We start from the raw sequence: 20,280 nt of genomic DNA, 5'->3' as shown, positions 1-20,280 counted from the left end.
TCGGCATCCGCCTTACGTGACTTCCATCTTCATGGGGGGCTGGTTGCCACGATCCTCAGGATGAATGAAAACGGCGGAACCGGTTGCCCGGTTCCGCCGTTTTTCCCAGTGTCCTTCCACCTCGAGGCGCCGATACGGGATTGGGCCGAAGCCGCTACCGTTCAGCGTCCCCGCGGTGGAAAGCCGTCCCTGGCGGTTTGGACTGCGTCCTCAATGCCCCGGCGAGCCGATGAAGCTGGTCTCCAGGCTGTGGCAGGTGTCGCAGCCGATCGGCGTGCCGGCGGCCACTTTCACCACCTTGGACTTGAACCCGGCCTTTTTCAGCTTCTTGCCGTCATAGCCCCGGAAGTCGAACACCCGGTCCACCGGCGTCTTGGAAAGACGGGTGCCCTTGTGGTCGCTGCCGTGGCAGGCCGCGCACTGGTCTTCGCCCTTGGCGCCGGACGACTTGGCGTATTGGTTGTGCCAGCCGCCGTAGGTCGTGCCGTCGCTGTTGGCGCTGTCTCCGTTCGCCTGCTTCCACCAGTAGGGGTCGCTGACCGGATGCATGTTGTGCGGCCCGCCCAGGATGCCGGCCTTGGCGTCGCCGCTGTACTGGCCGCCGTCCAGATCCTCCTTCCTGGCGAACGAGTCCGCGGTGTGGCATACGTTGCACTCGTGGATCGTGCCGGTATGGCCCTGGAGCTGCAGCGCGGTCACGTTGTCGTTCGCGTTCGGATCGCGGTTCGGCCAGACGGCATGGGCCGCGCCATGGCAGGCCGCGCAGGCGACGTCGCCGTGGCTGTCCTTGCCGTGCCGGTATACGGGGGCGTCGATCTTCGTGTCGACCATCTTGGTCTGGAACACCATCGAGGTCGGATCGACGGTGTAATAGAACAGCGTCGGGAAAGTCGCCTTGTAGTTCTCCTTGGGCGCGACTGCGAAGCGGACCGAATCCGGATTGGTGCGATCGACAGGGCGGGTCGTCGCCGACAGGTCGGCATCGTCGAAAGCCCGTTTCATGACACCGGCGCTGAAGAAGCCGCCCGAGCCGTCCTTGCCGAGGTTGCCGTCGCCGACGTGGCAGGAGCCGCAGTCGGTTTCGTCGAACCAGGGCACGCGGTAGTCGTCGCGTTCGAGCGAACCCAGCTTGTCCTTGTTGGCGAGATAGTTCTTGGGGAAGGCTTCGCCCACCGCCAGCATGTCCCCGTGGCAGTCGTAGCAGGTGACGCCGGCGGTGTACATGCGGTCCCGGTACAGCTGTTCGCGGTGGCCGGAATGGCACTTCAGGCAGTTTTCCTCCATCGGCAGTTGATTGCCGCCGGCGTCGAGCGTCGGAAACAGCGTCCTGGTGTTGCGGCCCTTGGTTTTCCAGTCCCAGCGCACGTACATGCCCTTGTCGTCGCGGACGATGCCGGTCTTGGCGTCGTTCCACTGCAGCTCGCCGTGGAAGCGGTGCATGGCGATCGAGTAGTTCGGCTCGTAGACCGGATCGTTCACCTTGAAGCCGTCGACGTCCCACCATTCCTGCTTGAAGGGGACGAACAGCATCGCCGTGGCATGGCAGCCGTAGCAGGGGGATGGCCGGTCGGCGATGACCTTGCCGGACTTGTGGTCCTTTACGCCGTGCAGCATCTGATCCAGGAAATAGAGGCCGTCGTAAAATTCATGGATGCTGGAATAGTTGAGGGCGGCGGCGTACTCCTGGTCGAAGATGCTGTTGGGATCGCCGCCGAAGTCCGATACCGAATAATAGGCGGGCTTTTCCTCGCACGGCGGATAAGCCGCCCTGCCCATGCGCTTGCGGCGCTCGTCGGAAATCGCGCCGAAGGGGCTGGAACGGCACGCGGCCTTGGTCTGCGGCGGGTTCTCGGGCGCGGCGATACCGCCCTTGGCATGGCATTCCCGGCAGTGGTGGTCCCTGGAATTGCTGAGCACGGCGTCGGTGGCGGCGAGCGTCCGGCCGTTCCGTTTCGCCTCCACCCGCAGGAGCGGGAAGGGGTTGACCCGGCCCTGGTCGTCGACATCCGTCATCGGGATCGTGGTGGCCGCGAACCGCTGCTCGCCATCCAGGAATTTGGAAAACGCCTGCGGGTCGTTGGCTTGGTACGGCTGGGCGATGCCGGGCATGTAGCGGCCGTGGTCGCTGTTGTTCGGGTCGTTGTCCGGTACGGAACCGTAAACCTTGCCGCCGTCGCTGATGGTCACGGCCTTGTACTTGAAATACCCTTCGTCCGGCTGCGGCTGGCCGCCTTTCTTCCAGGGGTCCATGATCCACGAGCCGTTGATGTATTTGCTCTGGTCGACGTCCGCGAAATCGGTTCGGGTGAAGGTTTCCCACAGGTCGGTCTTTTGCACGGCCGCCTCCATCAAAGACGCCCCAACCGGCCAGTTTTGGCTGGTGGAGTTGATCGAGTTGGCGCCCACCGGATCGCTCGGGTTGGAGGCGGCCGAATAGTCGACTTCCACGGCATCGCCGGCGAGCGGGACCGGCAGCCTCGCCTTCTTGTATACGTAGGCGTTCATCGTGTTGATCAGCGGATTGAACGACACGTAGTCGTTGGGCATCGTCTTGGCGTCGGTGGTGTGCTGCATGGTCCAGTCCTCGAAGGGCAGCACCGCGAGGTCGTCCGGCGTGCCGTCCAGCTCGCCCCCGAGCTTCGGTGCCGCTTGTTCCGGGACCTTGGCGGGCAAGCCGGCCGGCGGCGTGCCCACGACGACTTCGACCGCATCCTCGCAGCGCCGGCCCTTGGCGTCGGTGGCGCTGAAGCGCACCCGGTAACGGCTGTTGTCGCGGATGAAGGTGGGCATGGCCATGAGTTCGGTCGGATGCCCCATCGCCCCGCCGGCAAAATCCCATTCATATTTGAGCGGCTGCGCCGTCGGATCGCTGCTGTTGGCCGTGGCCTCAAAATGCGATTGCACGCCGATCTGGAGCGACGCACCCTCGGCCGGGTTCGTGATCCTGCAGGTGGGAACGCCGGTGCAGGCTTTGGGGGCTCCCTTCACCAGCTTGACCGCCTCGGTGCCGCCCGCCTCGATCCGCACGGCGCAAGGCACGTTGCCGAGGTCCTGACGGCCCAGGGTGAGCGCGAAGCTGGCGTCCTGGCCGCCGCCCAGCCGGCGGCCGTTGATGTCGTAGACGTCGACCGGGCCGCTGTTGCCCTTGGCGCTGCCCTTGACCGTCAGCGTGCCGGCCTTGTCCGACCAGACGGCCTTGGCGATCTTGAGCTTGGCGGCGGCCACGGCGGCCTCGGGGGCCAGCGCGGCGGCCAGCGTCAGCAGGAGGCCGGCGAAAAGCGAGCCGCCACGATGCGATGATGGTGGTGCATGGCTCGTGCTATTCACGGTTCCTCCGTCGTATTTCTTGATTGTTGTTCCGCGGACTGCGAGCCGGGGCTCGCCGATGTGCCGACGCAGTAATCGAGCCAGGGGAAAACTCTATGAGAATCAATGTCAATCGCGCATCAGCGACAAACTATATTGTGTGATATCGCTTTGGTCTGAGCGAAACCACGCATCGCGGCGTCCGGGCGCCGGTCTTTGGATGCGGACGAGGGTTTGGAGCCGCTGCCGGCTCAGTGGGCGCCGGTGTCGCCGGCGTCGTGCCGGACTTTTCTGACCAGCGGCATCAGGAGGAGAGAGGCGAAGAACAGCAGGCCGAGGACGTGGAACAAATCGTTGACGGTCATGATCTGCGCTTCCCGCAGGGCCAGGCCATAGAGCTGCTTGAGCGCGGCGTCGGAGGGATCGGGGAGGTGGAGCAGGGCGGCGTGGCTTTCCAGCCGGGCGAGGAGCGCGTCGGCTTGCGAGGAACCCGAAGTGACCGATTCGCGCAGGGCCGCGTAATGTTCCTTGTTCCAACGGATCATCAGGGTGTTGGCGACGGCGATACCGATGGCGCCGCCCAGATTCCGAGTGAGGTTGTAAAGTCCGCTGGCGTTCTTGACCTGGTTCTCGGGCAGAGTGCCCAGGGCCAGTGAGTTGATCGGCAGGAAAGCGAACATCAGGGCGAAACCTCGCAGGGCCTGGGGCCCGAAAAATTCCCAGTAGCCGGAGTCGTAGCTCAGGCTTCCGTTCAGCCATGAGCCCAGTCCGAAGAGGAAGAGGCCCAGCGCCAGCATCAGGCGCGAGTCCATCCGCTTGGCCAGGGGGCCCGCCACGAATGCCGAAATGAATTGGAACAGGCCGGTGATCATAAGGTATTCGCCGATTTGCAGGCTGTTGAGCCGCTTGACCGATGAAAGATAGACCGGCGTCAGCGCGATCATGGTGTAGAGGCCGATGCCGATGATGAAACTGAACAGGCAGCCGACCGCGAAATTGGCGTTGCGGAACGCCCAGAGATCGACGATGGGCGCATCGATGCGGAGTTCGCGGTAGAACATTGCGCTGCCGGTGATCAGCGTCATGACGCTGAAAAACACGATTTCGCGGCTCTCGAACCAGTTGTTGCGTATGCCTTCCTCGAGCACGAATTGCAGACTGCCGAGAAAAAGTGCGATGTAAAGGATGCCGGCGAAATCGACGCGCCTGAGCAGCGCCCATTCAGGCTGGTCCACCTCCACCGCGAGCCAGGTCGAAAGGCAGACCAGTAGACCCGGCAGCAGATTGACCAGGAACAGGGCCTTCCATGACAGGATCTCGGTCAAATAACCGCCGAGTACGGGGCCGGCCGTGGGCGCCACCGTCACCACCATGCCGACCACGATCACCATCGCGGCTTGCTGGCGGGGTGGGAACAGGGTGTAGATCACGGCGAACAAGGTCGGGATCATGGCGCCGCCGAAGAAGCCCTGCAGGGCGCGGAACGCGATCATGGAGGGTAGGTTCCAGGCCAGCGCGCAGCACAGGCTGGTCAGGGTGAAGCCGCCGCAGGACAGCGTGAACAGGATGCGGGTGGAAAGTGCCCGATTGAGCCAGCCGGACAGCGGAATGACGATGGCTTCGGCGATGAGATAGGCGGTTTGCACCCAGGTGATTTCGTCGTGGGTGGCAGCCAGCCCTGCCTGGATTTGTTCCAGCGAGCTGGCGACGATTTGGATGTCGAGGACCGCCATGAAGACCCCGAACACCATTCCGAAAAAGCCTATCCAGGCGCGGGCGGGGACGCTTTCGTCCGCTGTCATGGCGGTCAACGGACTTTGATTCGCACCTGAACCGACAGGCCGGGTTTGAGCAGGCTGAGATCGGCCCCGGCGGCGAACGAAAGCTTGGCTGATACGCGCCGGACGATCTTGGTGAAGTTTCCGGTGGCGTTTTCCGGCGGGAGAATGCTGAATTCCGATCCGCTGGCGGGCGCCAGGCTGTCGATTACCGCCTCGAGCGGCGCCGCGGGATAGGCGTCCACGACGATGCTCGCCGCCTGCCCTACCCGCATGTGTTCGATCTGGGTTTCCTTGAAATTGGCTTCGACGAACACTCCGTCCGCCGGGATGAGGTAGGCAAGTACGCTACCGGGCTGGAGCAGTTGCCCGATCTGGACGCTGCGATTTCCTACCGTGCCGTCGATGGGAGCGAGGATGCGGGTGTTTTCCAGGTCGATCTGGGCCAGTTCCAGACGGGCCTCGGCCTGTTGGAGCTGGGCCCGTTTTTCAGCGATCGTCGCGTCCAGGGCGATCAGGCGGATTTCGGCCTGATCCCGCGCCGAGTGGTTCTTGTCCAGCAGCGCCTTGGCCTGCTTGCAGTAGGTTTCTGCGGTGTCCAGCGACTGGGCCGAGGCCGCGCCGGCTTCGGCCAGGCGGTCGAGCCGTTTCAGGTCGCGTAGCGACCGTTCATGGTCGGCTGAAGCGGACGCGATATTGGCGTCCTCTTCGCGGACCCTGGCAGCCTGGGTCCGCTTCTCGGACTCCAGGGCCGTGATGCGCGCTGCCGTCGCAGCCACCTCGGCGCTGGCTTCGGCGACGCGCGCCTTGAATTCATGATCGTCTATCACCGCCAGGACGTCCCCTTTCTTCACCCGCTGATTGTCCTGGAGCAACACCTCTTTCACGTAGCCCGTTTCCTTGGAACTGAGCAGGATGAGGTGTGCCTTGAGGTAAGCGTTGTCAGTGGTTTCGTAGGGGCGTACGGCCTCGAGCCAGTACGCTGCGCCGCCCGTACTCAAGGATGCCAGGCCGACGAGGAGGAGCAGATGTCGCGGGGAGGTGGGCAGTCGCATCTCGTGCGTCTACTATTAAACAGGCGGAATAAGAAAAATGAACTGATACGTTCAGTTTAGAATAATCACGAACCGATCCGGCCGCAAGCCGGCGCGATCTTTATGAGAACCGATGAACACCGTCCGATTTTCCAAACGCGAAAGCATCCTGCTGGCTGCCAAGCGAATTTTTCTCCTGCACGGCTACGCCGGCGCCAGCATGGAGGCCATCGCCGAAGCAGCGCCGGTGTCCAAGGCCACCCTGTACAGCCATTTCGAGGGTAAGCAGGATCTGTTCGCCGCGGTGATTTCGCTGCAGTGCGAGGCCCTGCTGAACACCTTGGCCAAGGCGCAGACCGAGGTGCGTGATCCCGTCGCTGCGCTTACCGCCATTGCACGCGCCTTCGTGGATCTGGTTTATTCCGAAGAAGCCGTGACGCTTTACCGGGTGATCATCGGCGAGCAGCAACTCTTCCCCGAACTGGGTGCCCGCGTGTACCGGACCGGGCCCGAGCCGGTGCTCCGGAAGCTGTCGGCCTATCTCGAGGATCTGTCGGCCCAGAAAGTCCTGGCGATTCCGGACGTTGGCGTCTCGGCCCGGCTGTTTCTGGGAATGCTGAAAGGCGACGAGCACTTCCGCTGCCTGCTCGGCCAGAAGGAAGGCCTCAGCGAAGACGAAAAAACTTCACTGGTCGGCGCGGCCGTCGATCTGTTTCTGAGGGGACACGGCTATGCGGATTCGCCTGCGCGCGTGTGAGCCGGCTCTTAACGTGAAAGCGGTAGCAACCTTGCTCACCCTCTCCCTCTGGGAGAGGGCCGGGGTGAGGGGAACGATCATGGCGGGCAGTCGCTTTCATCATCCAGGGCGGCTGGTCGCCATGATCGTAGGCCCAGAGGGGAGGTGAACGGATGGACTGGAAACAAAGCCTGGACCTGCATTTCCGCAAGCTGGCGCTGGAGGCCCAGGGTGCCCGGGCCGCCGAAGCGGAATATGGCAGGGAGTGCGACGCCTATTTTCGCGATGTCGTGGGGCCCGCCCTGGAAACCTTCGCCGGCGCCTTGAGCGAATACGGGCGCATGGGCGCGGTCGACATGCGGCAGCGGTCCGCCGAACTGGCGGTCATCCACGACGGCGCGCCGGAATTCGCGTGGGCGATCGAGTCCCGTGTCGGCGCCGCCGGCTGGATGGTCTATCCGGTGGAGGTCTCCTGTACCAGCGGAAAGGCGCGCCGCAAACCGGGCCGGTTCCGGAATCGGTACCCGGATGCCTCGTTCCTCCTGAACGAGATCACGTCGTCCTATCTCGCCTGCCTCAGCCGCCGGTCGAGTTAGCGTCCGCTTGAGATTCAGGCGTTCGCGCGGTCCCGGAATGAATCGACCAGCAGCATGCCGATGCCGACGGTGATGGCCGAGTCGGCCACGTTGAACGCCGGCCAGTGCCAGTCGCCGTAGAACACGTCGAGAAAGTCGATGACGTAGCCATAGACGACCCGGTCCAGCAGGTTGCCGACCGCGCCGCCCAGCACCAGAGCCCACGCGGCCGCTTCCCAGGTTTTCCGCCGGTCCATGGATTTGAGCCAGTACGTGATCAGCACCGTAGCGCCGACCGACAGCGCGATGAAGAACCAGCGCTGCCAGCCGCCGGCCTGGCTCAGGAAGCTGAACGCCGCGCCCTGGTTGCGCAGGTAGGTGAGCTGGAACACCGGCAGCAGCGGAATCGTCTCGTACAGCCGCATCGAGGCGTCGACGATCTGCTTGCTGAGCTGGTCGAGGGCGAAAACCAGCACCGACAGCCAAAGCCATTTCAACATGGACGACCTCAGCCGAACGAGCGGGATTCGCCGGCGCCAGCGACGTTCTCCACGCAGCGGCCGCACAGTTCCGGGTGGTCCGGGTCTGTGCCGACGTCGTGGCGGTGATGCCAGCAGCGCACGCACTTGGGCTTGTCGGAGGCGGTGAGCTTCAATTCCAGGCCGGGCACTTCGGTCGGCAGGGTGCCGGCGCCGGCTTCCGCCGCCGGTTTGACCGTGGCATAGGAGGTCAGCAGCACGAAGCGCAGGTCCTCGCCCACGCCGTTCAGGCGCTCGAACAAGGCGGCGTCGCAGAACAGCTCGACCTCGGCATCCAGCGAGGAGCCGATTTCGCCGCGGACCCGCAGGATTTCCAACTCCTTGCTGACGGCCTCGCGGATCTTCAAGAGCTGCTCCCAGAACGGCCGATCGAAGCGGCTGTCCGTATCCAGCGCGAACAGGCCGTCGTACCAGGCCGACAGAAACACCGACTCCTCGCGTTGGCCGGGCAGGTACTGCCAGATTTCCTCGGCGGTGAAGCTCAGGATGGGGCTGAGCCAGCGCACCATGGCTTCGGCGATGTGGTACATCGCGGTCTGGCCGGAGCGGCGCGGCAGGCTGTCGGTCTTGCAGGTGTATTGCCGATCCTTGAGTACGTCCAGGTAGAAGCTGCCCAGGTCCACCGAGCAGAAATGGTGGGCCTTCTGGAAGATGGTGTTGAACTGGTAGGTCTCGTAGGCTTCGATCACGTCCCGCTGGATTGCCAGGGCGCGGTCCACCGCCCAGCGGTCCAGCGCCAGCATGTCTTTCGGCTCGACGAGGTGCCGGGCGGGGTCGAAGCCGTCGAGATTGGCCAGCAGGTAGCGGGCGGTGTTGCGCAGGCGCCGGTAGACGTCCGAGATGCGCTTGAGGATCTCGTCGGATACCGTCATCTCGCCGCGGTAGTCGGTCGCCGCCACCCACAGCCGCAGCACGTCGGCGCCCAGGGTCTGCATGACCTTCTGCGGTGCCACCACGTTGCCGCGCGACTTCGACATCTTCTTGCCTTCGGCATCCACCGTGAAGCCGTGGGTCAGCACCGCCTTGTAGGGCGCCTCGCCGCTCATCGCGACCGAGGTCATGAGCGAGGACTGGAACCAGCCGCGATGCTGGTCCGAGCCTTCCAGGTAAAGATCGGCGGGGACAGCCAGGCCGGCGTCTTGTTCTAGCACCGCGTGATGGGTAACGCCGGAATCGAACCAGACGTCCAGGGTGTCGCCGATCTTGCCGTACCGGTCCGCTTCCGCGCCCAGCAGTTCGGCCGGGTCCAGATCGAACCAGGCGTCGATGCCACGGGTCTCGATCTTCTTTGCGACTTCTTCGATCAGCCGGTCGGTGTCGGGATGCAGCGCGCCGGTTTCCTTGTGGACGAACAGCGGGATCGGCACGCCCCAGTTGCGCTGGCGCGAGATGCACCAGTCCGGGCGGTTGCCGACCATGGCCTCGATGCGGGCCTGCCCCCAGTCCGGCACCCATTGCACCTGGCCGATGGCCTCCAGGGCCTGGCGGCGCAGCTCGCCCTTGTCCATGGCAATGAACCACTGCGGCGTGGCGCGGAAGATGACCGGCGTCTTGTGGCGCCAGCAATGCGGATAGCTGTGCTCGATGCGCGCCTCGTGCAGCAGGGCGCCCCGCTCCTTGAGCACCTCGATCACGTGGCCGTTGGCGCTCAGCACGTGTTCGCCGGCGAACAGCTCGGTGTTCGGGAGGAAGCGGCCGTCGTCGCCGACCGGATTGTCCACGGCCAGACCGTAGCGCTGGCCGACGGCGTAGTCCTCCTGGCCATGGCCGGGGGCGGTGTGCACCGCGCCGGTGCCGGCGTCCAGGGTCACGTGGTCGCCCAGGATCACCGGGACGATGCGGTCGTAGAACGGATGCCGGAGTTGCACGCCTTCCAGCTCCGCGCCCTTGCAGTAGCCGATGACGCGGTAATCCTCCACACCGCAGCGCAGCATCACGTCCTTCATCAGCGCATCCGCCAGCACCAGCCGCTCCTTCGTGTCCGTGCGCTGGGCCACCACGTAGTCCAGCTCGGGGTTGAGCGCCACTGCTTGGTTGGCGGGCAGGGTCCAGGGCGTGGTGGTCCAGATCACGAGCGACAGGGGGCCTTCGCCGAGTGCGCCGTCGGCGGTATGGAACCGCGCCATCAGGCCGAATTCGTCGACCACGGCGAAACGCACGTCGATCGCCGGCGAATGCTTGTTCTCGTATTCCACCTCGGCTTCGGCCAGGGCCGAGCCGCAGTCGATGCACCAGTGCACCGGCTTGGCACCCTTGACCAGATGGCCGCGCGAGGAGATCCGGCCGAGCGCCCGGACGATGTTCGCCTCGAAGCGGAAATCCATGGTCAGGTACGGATTTTCCCAGTCGCCCAGCACGCCGAGCCGGACGAATTCGCGGCGCTGGATGTCGACCTGGGCGGCGGCGTATTCCCGGCAGGCTTTGCGGAACTCGGCGGGGCTGACCTTGTGGCCGGCCTTGCCGATCTTCTTCTCGACCATCAGCTCGATGGGCAGGCCGTGGCAGTCCCAGCCCGGCACGTACGGGGCGTCGAAGCCGCTCAGGGTTCTGCTCTTGACGATGAAATCCTTGAGGATCTTGTTGACCGCGTGGCCGATGTGGATTTCGCCGTTGGCGTAGGGCGGGCCGTCGTGCAGGACGAACTTGTCCCGGCCGGCGCGCTGGGACCGCACCTTCTTATAAAGGTCCAGCGTGCGCCAGCGTTCAAGCTGCTCGGGTTCCCGCTGCGCCAGATTGGCTTTCATGGGGAACGGCGTCTGGGGAAGGTTGAGAGTGGTCTTGTAATCCATGGTCGAAAGTCGGCAGTCGTGTATCGGGTCAGCCTGCCGCGAAATAGCCGCGCGCGGCGGCGGCATCGCGGGCAATCTGTTCCTTCAGGTCTTCGAGGCCGGCAAACCGCATCTCGTCGCGAAGCTTGTGGTGCAGATGCACTTCGACCCGGCGCCCATACAGATCGCCGGCAAAATCGAACAAGTGGGTTTCCAGCATGGCCTTGCGGTTGCCGGTCACGGTCGGCCTGATGCCGATGTTGGCCACGCCGGGCCAAGCTTCGGCAGAAATGCCCGACATTGTAACGGCAAATACGCCTTGCACCGGAATGTTTTCGCGGCGCAGTTCGATGTTGGCGGTGGGAAAGCCCAGCCGGCGGCCGAGCTGGTCGCCGTGGACCACGCGTCCGCGCAAGGCATAGGGCCTGCCCAGCAGTCTGGCCGCGCCGGCCATGTCGCCCCGCCAGAGCGCCTCCCGTACCCGGGTGCTGCTGACGCGGCAGCAGTCGACCGTCACCGATTCGGTATCGCTTACCGTGAAGCCTTGGAGCCGGCCCAGGCGGCATAGCAGTTCGTGGTCGCCGCTGCGGCCGCGGCCGAAACGAAAGTCGTCGCCGACGATGAGGTGGTGGACATGCAGCCGCTCGGCCAGTATCCGGCGGACGAAGTCCTCCGGTGCCAGATTGGCGAGTTTCTCATCGAAGCGCAGCAGCAGCACCCAGTCGACCGGCAGATCGGCGAGCCTGGAGAGCTTTTCCGACAGGCGCATCAGGCGGGGAGGGGACTGGCCCGGATCGAAGAATTCGCGCGGCTGCGGTTCGAACAGGACGATCGCGACCGGCAGGCCGAGACGGCGCCCTTCTTCCGCCAGCCGCCGGACCAGCGTCTGGTGTCCCAGGTGGACGCCGTCGAAGTTGCCGATGCTGGCGACGCAGGCGGAAGGGCCTGTCGTGCCGGAGATGCCGTGAATGATGCGCATGACCGGCCTCATGCCCGTTCGGGCAGGAGCAGGTGGCGGGGCCGCAGGCCCGTCAGCAGCAGGCACAGCAGATAGATGGCGATGCCGGCGCCGAGCCACAGAGCGAGATGGACGATGCGATCGGGTGTGGACCAGTCGGCCCAAGGGGAGTCCAGGGCCTGGACCAGCAGCGCGCCCATCGCTGCGTTCGCCACCACCAGGCGGGCCGCGAAGCTGCGCCACGAAGCGCCTGGCCGATAGGCCCGTTCGGCCAGCAGCTTGCCGAGCAGCAGCCATGCGTTGAGAGAGGCCGCCGCCGCGGTCGCCAAGGCCAGGCCCGCATGTCCCCAGCCGTGGGGTGCCAGGAGAAACGCCAGGGCGGGAGCCAGCGCGCAATTGGCGCCGATGGCGTGGAGGCTGTACCGCAGTGGGGTGCGGACATCCTGGCGGGCGCTGAATCCGGAGGCCAGCGCCTTGACGGCGATCGCGCCCGGCAGGCCCGCTGCATAGGTGACGAGGCTGCGGCTCGCCATCTCCACATCGTAAGATGAAAATTCGTTGTGCTCGAACAGGGTGGATACCAGAGGTTTGGCAAGAATCATCAATCCCAGCGTCGCGGGCAGGCCGAGCAAAGCGACCCAGCGCAAGGCCCAGTCCAGCGCACGGGAAAAACCGTCGCGGTCACGGCCGAGATGGTTGGCGGACAGATGGGGCAGGATGGCCGTTCCGATCGCCACGCCCAGAAGCCCCTGCGGCAGCTCCACCAGCCGGTCCGAGTAATATAACCAGGATACGCTGCCGGAGACCAGGAACGAGGCCACCAGCGTGTCGAGCAGCAGGTTGATCTGGGTCGCGGAGACGCCGAGGATAGCCGGCCCCATCAGCTTGAACATGCGCAGGACCTCCCGGTCTCGCCAAGCCGGGCGCGGCAGGGCGATCTGGCGAATGCCCCAGAGCGAGGGAAGCTGAAATACCAGTTGCAGGATGCCGGCTGCGAAAACGCCCCAGGCCAGGGCTTCGACCGGCCGCTCTATCAGCGGCGCCAGCCATAGGGCGGCGGCGATCATCGCCAGGTTGAGCAGGGCAGGGGTCAGGGCTGGTACCGCGAATTGCCCCCAGGTATGCAGGACTCCGCCGGCGAAGGCCGTCAGCGTGACGAAGAAAAGGTAAGGGAAGGTGATGCGCAGCATCTCCACCGCCATTCCGTACTGGATGGGGTGGTCATGAAAGCCCGGCGCGAACAGGAGGGTCAGGATCGGCGCAGCCGCCATGCCCAGCGCGGTGAGCAGAGCGGCGGCGAGCGCCAGCGTTCCGGCCATCCGGCCGAGGGCGCGCCGGGTCGCCGCATCGTCCGTGCTGGCGCGCAGTTCCGACAGGATCGGCACCAGCCCCTGCGAGAAAGCACCTTCGGCGAAAAGCCGGCGCAGGAAATTGGGGATTCTGAAGGCGACGAAGAATGCGTCCGTTGCCGCATCGGCGCCGAAGGTCCGCGCGATGAGCAGGTCGCGGACGAAGCCCAGCAGACGTGAAATCAGTGTCATGGAACCCACCACGGCGGTGGATTTCAGCAAGCGTCGGCTCAGAGTTCGGCTCCGTCGGGAAAAAGGCCCAGTATAATCAATCGGTGGCCGTGATGCCCCGCCGCGTGTGATTTCCAGGTTGACAGTGGTGGTAAAGACAAGGACAATCCTCGCCTTTTCTTACAGTCGCAATCCAGAAGAGGTCGACCTTGGCTAATATCGCTTCCGCGAAAAAGCGCGCTCGGCAGGCGGAAAATAACCGTGCACACAATGCCGCCCTGCGTAGCCGTCTCCGCACGTACATCAAGAAAGTCATCCTGGCGGTAGATTCCGGCGATCTGACGAAGGCGCAGGAAGCGTTCCGGCAGGCCGTGCCCATCATCGACTCTTCGGTGAACAAGGGGCTGATTCATCGCAACAAGGCTGCGCGCAGCAAGAGCCGCCTGAACGCCCGCGTCAAGGCGCTGGCACTGCAGGCTGCTTCCTGAATCTGAATGAGGGGCGGGCCAGGTCGATCCGGCTCGCCGCTTCAAGGTGAAAGTCGCGGCAACCTTGCTCACCCTCTCCCTCTGGGACAAATCTGCCGGGAGCAGATTTGCATTTACCCGAAGGGTGCCGGGCAGGAGAGCCCGGCATGATTGGGCCGGGGTGAGGGGAACGATCATGGCGGACAGCCGCGCTCATGCGATACATCCATGTATCGCACCCTTCGGGCGCAAAGCGTGCACAAATTTGCAGGGAGCAAATTTGAACATGCGGAGCATGGCCCGGAGGGCAGGTCCCAAGGACGGGACCTGTCAATCGGCTTTCCTGCCGATTTGTCATCGTCCAGGGTGGCTGGTCGCCATGATCGTTAGCTCAGTACCAGATTGTCACGGTGGATGAGTTCCGCCTCATCCACGTATCCCAGAATCTCCTCGATGCGCGTACTCGGCTGGCGCATGATGAGGCGGGATTCTTCGGAGCTGTAGTTGGTCAGCCCGCGCGCGATTTCCCGTCCCGCCTGATTCAGGCAGGCCACCAGGTCTCCGCGCCGGAAGTCGCCCTCCACGGCGGTCACGCCGATCGGCAACAGGCTTTTCCCGGCGTCCTGCAGCACCCGTTCGGCGCCTTCGTCGACCACGAAACTCCCTTTCAATTTGAGCTGCCCGGCCATCCAGCGCTTGCGGGCGATCAGGGGGGAGACGTCCGGGATCAGCAGCGTGCCCAGCTTCTCTCCCTCGAGGATGCGCGGCAGCACGCCGCTCTCCCTGCCGCTGGCGATCACCGTGGCCGTTCCCGACCGGGCGGCCAGGCGGGCCGCACGCAGCTTGGTGATCATGCCTCCCCGGCCCAGCCCGCTCAGGCTGTCGCCGACCATGTCATTGAGGCGGGGATCGTTGATGCCGGCTTGTGAGACCAGCGGAGCGGTGGGGTCGAGGGAGGGGTTGCGCTCGAACAGGCCGGCCTGGTCGGTCAGGATGACGAGCAGATCGGCCTCGACCGCGTTTGCCACCAGGGCGCCCAGCGTGTCGTTGTCACCGAAGCGGATTTCTTCCGTGGTGACGGTGTCGTTTTCGTTGATGACCGGGATGACCCCGAGTTCGAGCAGCGTGAGTATGGTGCTGCGCGAGTTGAGGTAGCGCTCCCGGTTCGACAGGTCGTCATGGGTCAGGAGGATCTGCGCGGTCTGCAGGCCGTGCCGCTTGAACAGGCTTTCGTAGGTCTGCACCAGGCCCATCTGGCCGACCGAGGCCGCGGCCTGGAGTTCGTTCAGCCGGTGCGGCCGGGTTTTCCAGCCCAGCCGCGACATGCCTTCGGCGACCGAGCCCGAGGACACCAATACCACCTGGATTCCGCGCCGGCGCAGCTCGGCGATCTGTTGCACCCAGTGGCCGATTGCGGGCTGGTCCAAGCCCTTGCCGCCGGCGGTCAGGAGGGCGCTGCCGATCTTGACGATGACGCGCCGGCTGCCGGGAAGCTCACTCCTCCTCTGCATCCGGCCTCCGCTGCTGTTGCTCGAGGAACTGCATGACGTCGTGGGTCAGACGGTCGAGCCCTTCACCCTTGATGGCGGAGATCCGGTAGACCGGATCGGTCCAGTGCAGGCCGTCGACGATTTCCTGGCAGCGGCTTTCCAAGGTTTCCGGCGCCAGGCGGTCGATCTTGTTCAGCACCAGCCAGCGCGGCTTCTCCTCCAGTCCGTGGCCCCATTTGCACAGCTCGGCGATGACCTTGCGCGCCGCGGTGACGGGATCGAGGCCCGTTTCGTAGGGCTCGACGTCGACCAGGTGCAGCAGCAGATGGGTACGGGCCAGGTGCTTGAGAAACTGTACGCCGAGGCCGGCGCCTTCGGCGGCGCCTTCGATCAGGCCGGGAATGTCGGCCATGACGAAACTGCGCTGATCCCCGACTCGCACTACGCCCAAGTTGGGGTGGAGAGTGGTGAAGGGGTAGTCGGCGACCTTGGGGCGGGCGGCGGAAACCGCGCGGATCAGGCTCGATTTGCCGGCATTGGGCATGCCGAGCAGGCCGACGTCGGCGATCAGCTTGAGTTCGAGGTGCAGGGTGCGACGCTCGCCCGGCGTACCGGGGGTGGCTCGCCGTGGCGCCCGGTTGGTGCTGCTCTTGAAGCGGGTGTTGCCGATGCCGTGGAAGCCGCCTTGGGCGACCAGCAGGCGCTGGCCGGGCCGGGTCAGGTCTCCCAGATGTTCCCCGGTTTCCGCGTCCGTCACGATCGTACCGGTGGGAACCTGGACGACGCAGTCCTCGCCGCCTCTTCCCGTGCAATTGTTGCCGGAGCCGTTCTCGCCGCGCTGGGCGCGGAAATGGGAGTGGAAGCGGAAGTCGGCGAGCGTGTTGAGGTTGTTCGAAGCGACCAGGTAAACGCTGCCGCCGTCGCCGCCGTCGCCGCCGTCGGGGCCGCCGAACGGAATGTACTTTTCGCGCCGGAAACTGATGCAGCCGTTGCCGCCGTCGCCGGCGTCGACCCGAATTTCGGCTTCGTCAACGAATTTCATGGGTATCAACTAAAAGGCCCAGACGAGCTGGGCCTAAGCGGTGTTGCGCGCCGGTGTCGCTCAGGCGGGAACCACCGAGACGTACTTGCGGCCCGCCGGGCCCTTCACCTTGAACTCCACACGGCCTTCGGTCAGCGCGAACAGCGTGTAGTCGCGGCCGCAGCCGACGTTGTCGCCGGGGTGGAAGTGGGTGCCGCGCTGGCGGACGATGATGTTGCCGGCCTGGACGATCTGGCCGCCGAAGCGCTTCACGCCCAGTCGCTTGGATTCGGAGTCGCGGCCGTTGCGGGAGCTGCCGCCTGCTTTCTTATGTGCCATGGATGTCTCTCCGTATGGGGTGATTACGCCGAGATCTCGTTGATCTGGACTTCGGTGTAGTTCTGGCGATGGCCGGCCTGCTTCATGTGATGCTTGCGGCGGCGGAACTTGACGATCCGGATTTTCGGATGGCGTCCGTTGGCGACGACGGTGCCGGTCACCTTGCCGCCCGAGACGAACGGCTGTCCGACCTTGATCCCGTCTTCGGACTGGATCAGCAGGACTTTTTCGAAAGCAACTTCTTGGCCGGCTTCAGCGTCGAGGGACTCGACCTTTACCTTGTCGCCGGGTTGGACGCGGTATTGCTTGCCGCCAGTCTGGATAACAGCGTACATGTTCAGGTGCTCCTGAGAGGGATTCGCGTAAACGCGCCATTCTATAGAGACTGGGCCTCTTTAGTCAATTGGAGCGGCGGCATCGTACAGTCCGCCCAGTGGCCTTCGAGGTGCGTTTCCGGGGCTTGCGTTTTTCGAAAATGTGCTTTATAAAATCAGCCGTGCTAACGGCACCAACAATAAAAGCACAACTCTAACCCTTTGTTAATTGAGGAGGATCTATGAAGAAAGTACTGTGCGCCTTGGGCGTTGTCATGATGTCTCTGGTTGTTGTCGGCTGCGGCAGCTCGCCGGACGGTGACAAGCAGAAGATCTCCAGCACCATCGCTTCCCCGTCTCTGTAAAGTTCGTTAGCCCGATCCCGCTCCAATACCCATAATACGGGTCGGACGCGTACAGAGCGATTTGTCTTTCAAAACCCGGGTGCCGACACCCGGGTTTTTTGTGTCCGTAAGCCGGTCTGCTCCCCCATCGAGTCGTTTTTCTTGACAGGAGATGAAGGCAAGGTAACATTACGGGCCGGTAGCATTCAGACCCAATCTGATATCTATTTCTTTCAAATCATTACACTACAAGGTAGGTACATACATGGGAGCTATACTTGATCTGGTTGAAAAGATGAGATCGCCGACGGGAATCGTCGTCACCATCGCCATCGTCGCGATCGCGTTCTTTTTCGTTCGTTGGGTCTTCAAGGACGAAGATAGCAGCAATCAATAAGAGGTCTCCCCGTGGTGTGGCAAGCTTGGGGCGCGAGCCGGTGTTCCTTTCTTGCCACGCACATAGTCAAGCGTTTTCTGTTTCTCACGTGGTGTGGCGGCGGTCGGGCCATAGCGCGTGATTCTTCCCCGGGGCGCAGCTAGAGTCCCCAAAAATAGGCCGGCGAGGCGTCCATGAGCTCGGGCCTTGCATTTTCGGCAAATGTCCTCCGGCAGGAGGGAGCGTCGATCCAGTGATCGGTTGTGCCGCCATGAGTCCGGCCTGCGAGGGTACGGGACGCGGAGGGCGATGATGCGAATCCTTGTGACAGGCGGTACCGGTTTCATTGGCAGCCAGTTGTGCTAGGAGCTCGGCGGTGGCGGCGCCAGGCTGGTTGTTCTCAGCCGGCGGCCGGACTGCGTTCGAGACCGTTGCGGTTTGGGCGTCGCTGCAATCACCGCATTTTCAGAACTTTCCCCTTCATTGGCGTTCGACGCCGTCATCAACCTCGCGGGCGAACCAGTCGTCGGGCCGCGATGGACGGATGCGCGCAAGAAGCTTCTGTGGGACAGCCGGGTCGAGCTGACCCGGTCCCTGGTCGATTACATCGGCCGTGCCGAGGTCAAACCGAAAGTGCTGATCAGCGGCTCGGCGGTCGGTTTCTATGGCGATCAGGGGGATCGCATTCTGGATGAAACCTCGGCCCACGCCGACGGTTTCGGGCATCGGCTGTGCGAGGCCTGGGAGTCGGCTGCCCTGCGTGCGGCCGATTTCGGCGTTCGTGTCTGCATCGTGCGCGCCGGCGTGGTACTGGGGGCATCGGGCGGTCTTCTTGCGCCTTTGCTGCCGGTGTTCCGCCTTGGGCTCGGGGCCCGCATCGGCAGCGGCGAGCAATGGATGTCCTGGATCCATTTGCGTGACTATATCGCTATCGTCCGGTGGTTGATCGCTGCGCCGGAACTTTCGGGAATTTTCAATGCCACGGCGCCGAATCCGGTGACCAACCGCCAATTTACCGAAATCCTCTCGGGCCTGCTCCGCCGTCCCGCATTCCTCGCCGTTCCGGCCGGCGTCCTTCGTTTGCTGATGGGAAGGGAAATGAGCGGTTTGCTGCTGGGTGGCCAGCGGGTTTTGCCTGCCCGTCTGCTGGAGTCCGGTTTTCGGTTCAGATATCCCGAGCTGGAGATGGCCTTGCGGGATACGCTAACCCGGATGTCGGGTGTCCTGCGCGTGTCGCCGTAGCTGTTCCAGTTCTTCGAGCAGGTCCAGCGCCAAAGCCGCGCCGGCCGCGTTGACCCCAAGGTCGCGCTGGAGACGAAGCGCAAGCTGCAGACGCCTGAGCGCCCTCGCGCTGAACCGCCAGTCTTCCCGGGAAGAGCCTTCCGGTTCGGCAATGCCCTCTTCGATCATCTCGATAATCTCGTTGCGGCCAATGCGGCAGCAGTCGCAAACCTCCAGCAGCGAATATCTCAACTGTTCGTCCAGCAGCAGTTCCTGCGCGATGACAACGGTGCTGTCCGGCATGTCAGATCCCCATGGAGGCCCGCGGGTTGAAGGGTATTGCTTGTGCCAGTTGTTCGTACAGCACTCTGGCCCGTTCGCTCTTGGCGGGCGGTGCAACCACTCGGAGCCTAGCGTACAGGTCGCCGGGAGGATCGCCGCCCAGCCCTTTGCCCTTGAGTCTCAGTTTTTGCCCCGTCTGTGATCCGGGCGGAATGCGCAGCTCCAGTCGTGCGTCGTCCGGTGTTTTGATCGTCACGACCGCCCCGAGAGCGGCTTCCCAAGGCGTGACGGGCAGATCGAGATAGATGTCGTGTCCCTCGGCGCGGAACCAGGGATGGGGCTTGAAGCGGATCTCCAGATAGAGGTCACCGGCAGGCCCTCCGTGCAGGCCGGGCAGTCCGAGCCCGGGCAGGCGTATGTGCTGTCCCTCCCGGACTCCGCGGGGAATCTTGATGTTAAGGGTGCGGTCTTTGTGCGCGATCCGCCCCTGGCCGTCGATTTCCGGCGTGGAAAGCGTGACGGCCTGCATTCCGCCGCGGTAGGCCAGTTCCAGATCGATCTGCAGCCGCAGGTGCCGGTCCTGCCCGGCCATGGGGCGGTCCCACACCGAACGATGCCGGCCGGCGCGTTCCCGCATCGCATCGCCGAACAGCGTTTCGAAAAAATCGCTGAAGACGCCGTGCGCCGCTGCTTCGGGGATGTCGCCGTGGAACTCGAAGTGCCAGTCCGGCGGCGGCTGGAAAGGTTCGCCGGCGCTGCGGCCCGATGCCAGCCGGTCGTAGGCGGCGCGCCGCTCCTTGTCCTGAAGGACTTCGTAGGCCTCGTTGATTTCCTTGAAGCGTTCCTCGGCATCGGGTTCCTTGCTGACGTCGGGGTGGAACTTGCGGGCAAGTTTGCGGTAGGTGCGCTTGATTTCCTCCTGCGAAGCATCCCGGGAGATGCCCATGATCTGGTAGTAGTCCTTGAACTGCATGGTTTGCTGCGCCGGGAACCCGCGATCAGGCCGGGATCATAACAAGCCTGTCACGGGCGCTTCAAACGGATGGGCAAAAAAGAACCCGTCCGGGGACGGGTTTGCACAAGACTTGGCCTCAAGAGGTTGAGACGACTTAGCTCGGGACGGAAGATAGCGGCCTGAAATGACAGAACAATGACAATCTCGTTTCCATCCGGTGAACGGCCGTTCTTCATGATGATCCAGGATTCCGAATC

General features: G+C 64.0%; 18 protein-coding genes. 5 read left to right on the top strand and 13 right to left on the bottom strand.

Annotation, left to right across the window (positions count from 1 at the left end; genetic code table 11):
- Nucleotides 1–210: 210 nt before the first annotated feature.
- The 3 genes from ABZN20_RS07945 to ABZN20_RS07935 form a co-directional block, all read right to left on the bottom strand.
- Nucleotides 211–3,327, bottom strand: a complete 3,117-nt coding sequence (locus ABZN20_RS07945) for a cytochrome C (protein ID WP_367027301.1) — start codon at nt 3,325–3,327, stop codon at nt 211–213.
- Nucleotides 3,328–3,557: 230 nt separating this feature from the next.
- Nucleotides 3,558–5,108, bottom strand: coding sequence for a DHA2 family efflux MFS transporter permease subunit (locus tag ABZN20_RS07940; RefSeq protein ID WP_367027300.1), 1,551 nt, complete (start codon nt 5,106–5,108; stop codon nt 3,558–3,560).
- A 5-nt stretch (nt 5,109–5,113) separates the two neighbouring features.
- The gene (locus tag ABZN20_RS07935; RefSeq protein ID WP_367027299.1) at nt 5,114–6,139 is read right to left on the bottom strand and encodes an HlyD family secretion protein; all 1,026 of its coding nucleotides are present in this window, start codon (nt 6,137–6,139) and stop codon (nt 5,114–5,116) included.
- A 112-nt stretch (nt 6,140–6,251) separates the two neighbouring features.
- Here ABZN20_RS07935 and ABZN20_RS07930 point away from each other — a divergent pair, with 112 nt between their 5' ends.
- Together ABZN20_RS07930 and ABZN20_RS07925 are read left to right on the top strand one after the other, a co-directional pair.
- The gene (locus ABZN20_RS07930) at nt 6,252–6,875 is read left to right on the top strand and encodes a TetR/AcrR family transcriptional regulator (RefSeq protein WP_367027298.1); all 624 of its coding nucleotides are present in this window, start codon (nt 6,252–6,254) and stop codon (nt 6,873–6,875) included.
- 152 nt (nt 6,876–7,027) lie between these two features.
- Nucleotides 7,028–7,450, top strand: a complete 423-nt coding sequence (locus ABZN20_RS07925) for a hypothetical protein (protein WP_367027297.1) — start codon at nt 7,028–7,030, stop codon at nt 7,448–7,450.
- A gap of 14 nt (nt 7,451–7,464) precedes the next feature.
- On the opposite strand, the gene lspA is transcribed toward ABZN20_RS07925, so the two are convergent.
- Genes lspA through murJ form a run of 4 tightly spaced genes read right to left on the bottom strand, consistent with a single transcriptional unit; the run spans nt 7,465 to nt 13,265 of the window.
- Complete coding sequence (lspA, locus tag ABZN20_RS07920; protein WP_367027296.1) at nt 7,465–7,929, bottom strand: signal peptidase II; 465 nt, start codon at nt 7,927–7,929, stop codon at nt 7,465–7,467.
- Between the two features lie 8 nt (nt 7,930–7,937).
- Nucleotides 7,938–10,757 (bottom strand): isoleucine--tRNA ligase, encoded by a 2,820-nt coding sequence (gene ileS / locus ABZN20_RS07915; RefSeq protein WP_367027295.1) that lies wholly within the window; start codon nt 10,755–10,757, stop codon nt 7,938–7,940.
- A gap of 28 nt (nt 10,758–10,785) precedes the next feature.
- Nucleotides 10,786–11,715: a bifunctional riboflavin kinase/FAD synthetase gene (gene ribF, locus ABZN20_RS07910; RefSeq protein WP_367027294.1), complete on the bottom strand. Its 930-nt coding sequence runs from the start codon at nt 11,713–11,715 to the stop codon at nt 10,786–10,788.
- 8 nt (nt 11,716–11,723) lie between these two features.
- Nucleotides 11,724–13,265, bottom strand: a complete 1,542-nt coding sequence (gene murJ / locus ABZN20_RS07905) for a murein biosynthesis integral membrane protein MurJ (RefSeq protein WP_423246436.1) — start codon at nt 13,263–13,265, stop codon at nt 11,724–11,726.
- A 158-nt stretch (nt 13,266–13,423) separates the two neighbouring features.
- Between murJ and rpsT the strand changes: the two genes are divergently transcribed.
- Nucleotides 13,424–13,702: a 30S ribosomal protein S20 gene (gene rpsT / locus ABZN20_RS07900; protein WP_010961480.1), complete on the top strand. Its 279-nt coding sequence runs from the start codon at nt 13,424–13,426 to the stop codon at nt 13,700–13,702.
- A 365-nt stretch (nt 13,703–14,067) separates the two neighbouring features.
- On the opposite strand, the gene proB is transcribed toward rpsT, so the two are convergent.
- From proB to rplU, 4 genes are read right to left on the bottom strand one after another with little or no spacing between them, the layout of a single operon-like run.
- Nucleotides 14,068–15,192, bottom strand: a complete 1,125-nt coding sequence (gene proB, locus ABZN20_RS07895) for a glutamate 5-kinase (protein WP_218807385.1) — start codon at nt 15,190–15,192, stop codon at nt 14,068–14,070.
- Complete coding sequence (cgtA, locus tag ABZN20_RS07890) at nt 15,176–16,213, bottom strand: Obg family GTPase CgtA (protein ID WP_218807384.1); 1,038 nt, start codon at nt 16,211–16,213, stop codon at nt 15,176–15,178. Before cgtA ends, proB begins: the two co-directional genes overlap by 17 nt.
- A gap of 60 nt (nt 16,214–16,273) precedes the next feature.
- Complete coding sequence (gene rpmA, locus ABZN20_RS07885) at nt 16,274–16,531, bottom strand: 50S ribosomal protein L27 (RefSeq protein ID WP_218807383.1); 258 nt, start codon at nt 16,529–16,531, stop codon at nt 16,274–16,276.
- Between the two features lie 23 nt (nt 16,532–16,554).
- The gene (rplU, locus tag ABZN20_RS07880) at nt 16,555–16,866 is read right to left on the bottom strand and encodes a 50S ribosomal protein L21 (RefSeq protein WP_367027292.1); all 312 of its coding nucleotides are present in this window, start codon (nt 16,864–16,866) and stop codon (nt 16,555–16,557) included.
- Between the two features lie 221 nt (nt 16,867–17,087).
- On the opposite strand from rplU, the gene ABZN20_RS07875 reads away from it, so the two are divergent.
- Together ABZN20_RS07875 and ABZN20_RS07870 are read left to right on the top strand one after the other, a co-directional pair.
- Nucleotides 17,088–17,210, top strand: coding sequence for a hypothetical protein (locus ABZN20_RS07875; protein ID WP_256996521.1), 123 nt, complete (start codon nt 17,088–17,090; stop codon nt 17,208–17,210).
- A 745-nt stretch (nt 17,211–17,955) separates the two neighbouring features.
- Nucleotides 17,956–18,807, top strand: a complete 852-nt coding sequence (locus tag ABZN20_RS07870; RefSeq protein ID WP_423246443.1) for a TIGR01777 family oxidoreductase — start codon at nt 17,956–17,958, stop codon at nt 18,805–18,807.
- On the opposite strand, the gene ABZN20_RS07865 is transcribed toward ABZN20_RS07870, so the two are convergent.
- Both ABZN20_RS07865 and ABZN20_RS07860 read right to left on the bottom strand, forming a co-directional pair.
- Nucleotides 18,769–19,089 (bottom strand): chaperone modulator CbpM, encoded by a 321-nt coding sequence (locus ABZN20_RS07865; RefSeq protein ID WP_218807381.1) that lies wholly within the window; start codon nt 19,087–19,089, stop codon nt 18,769–18,771. The two genes, ABZN20_RS07870 and ABZN20_RS07865, sit on opposite strands and share 39 nt — an antisense overlap.
- A 1-nt stretch (nt 19,090) precedes the next feature.
- Entirely contained in the window at nt 19,091–20,041 is a 951-nt protein-coding gene (locus tag ABZN20_RS07860; RefSeq protein WP_367027290.1) for a DnaJ C-terminal domain-containing protein, read from the bottom strand.
- Nucleotides 20,042–20,280: the final 239 nt, after the last annotated feature.

The sequence above is a fragment of the Methylococcus sp. ANG genome (assembly GCF_040730495.1).
Taxonomy (GTDB): Bacteria; Pseudomonadota; Gammaproteobacteria; order Methylococcales; family Methylococcaceae; genus Methylococcus.
This window is presented reverse-complemented; position numbering and strand designations above follow the sequence as displayed.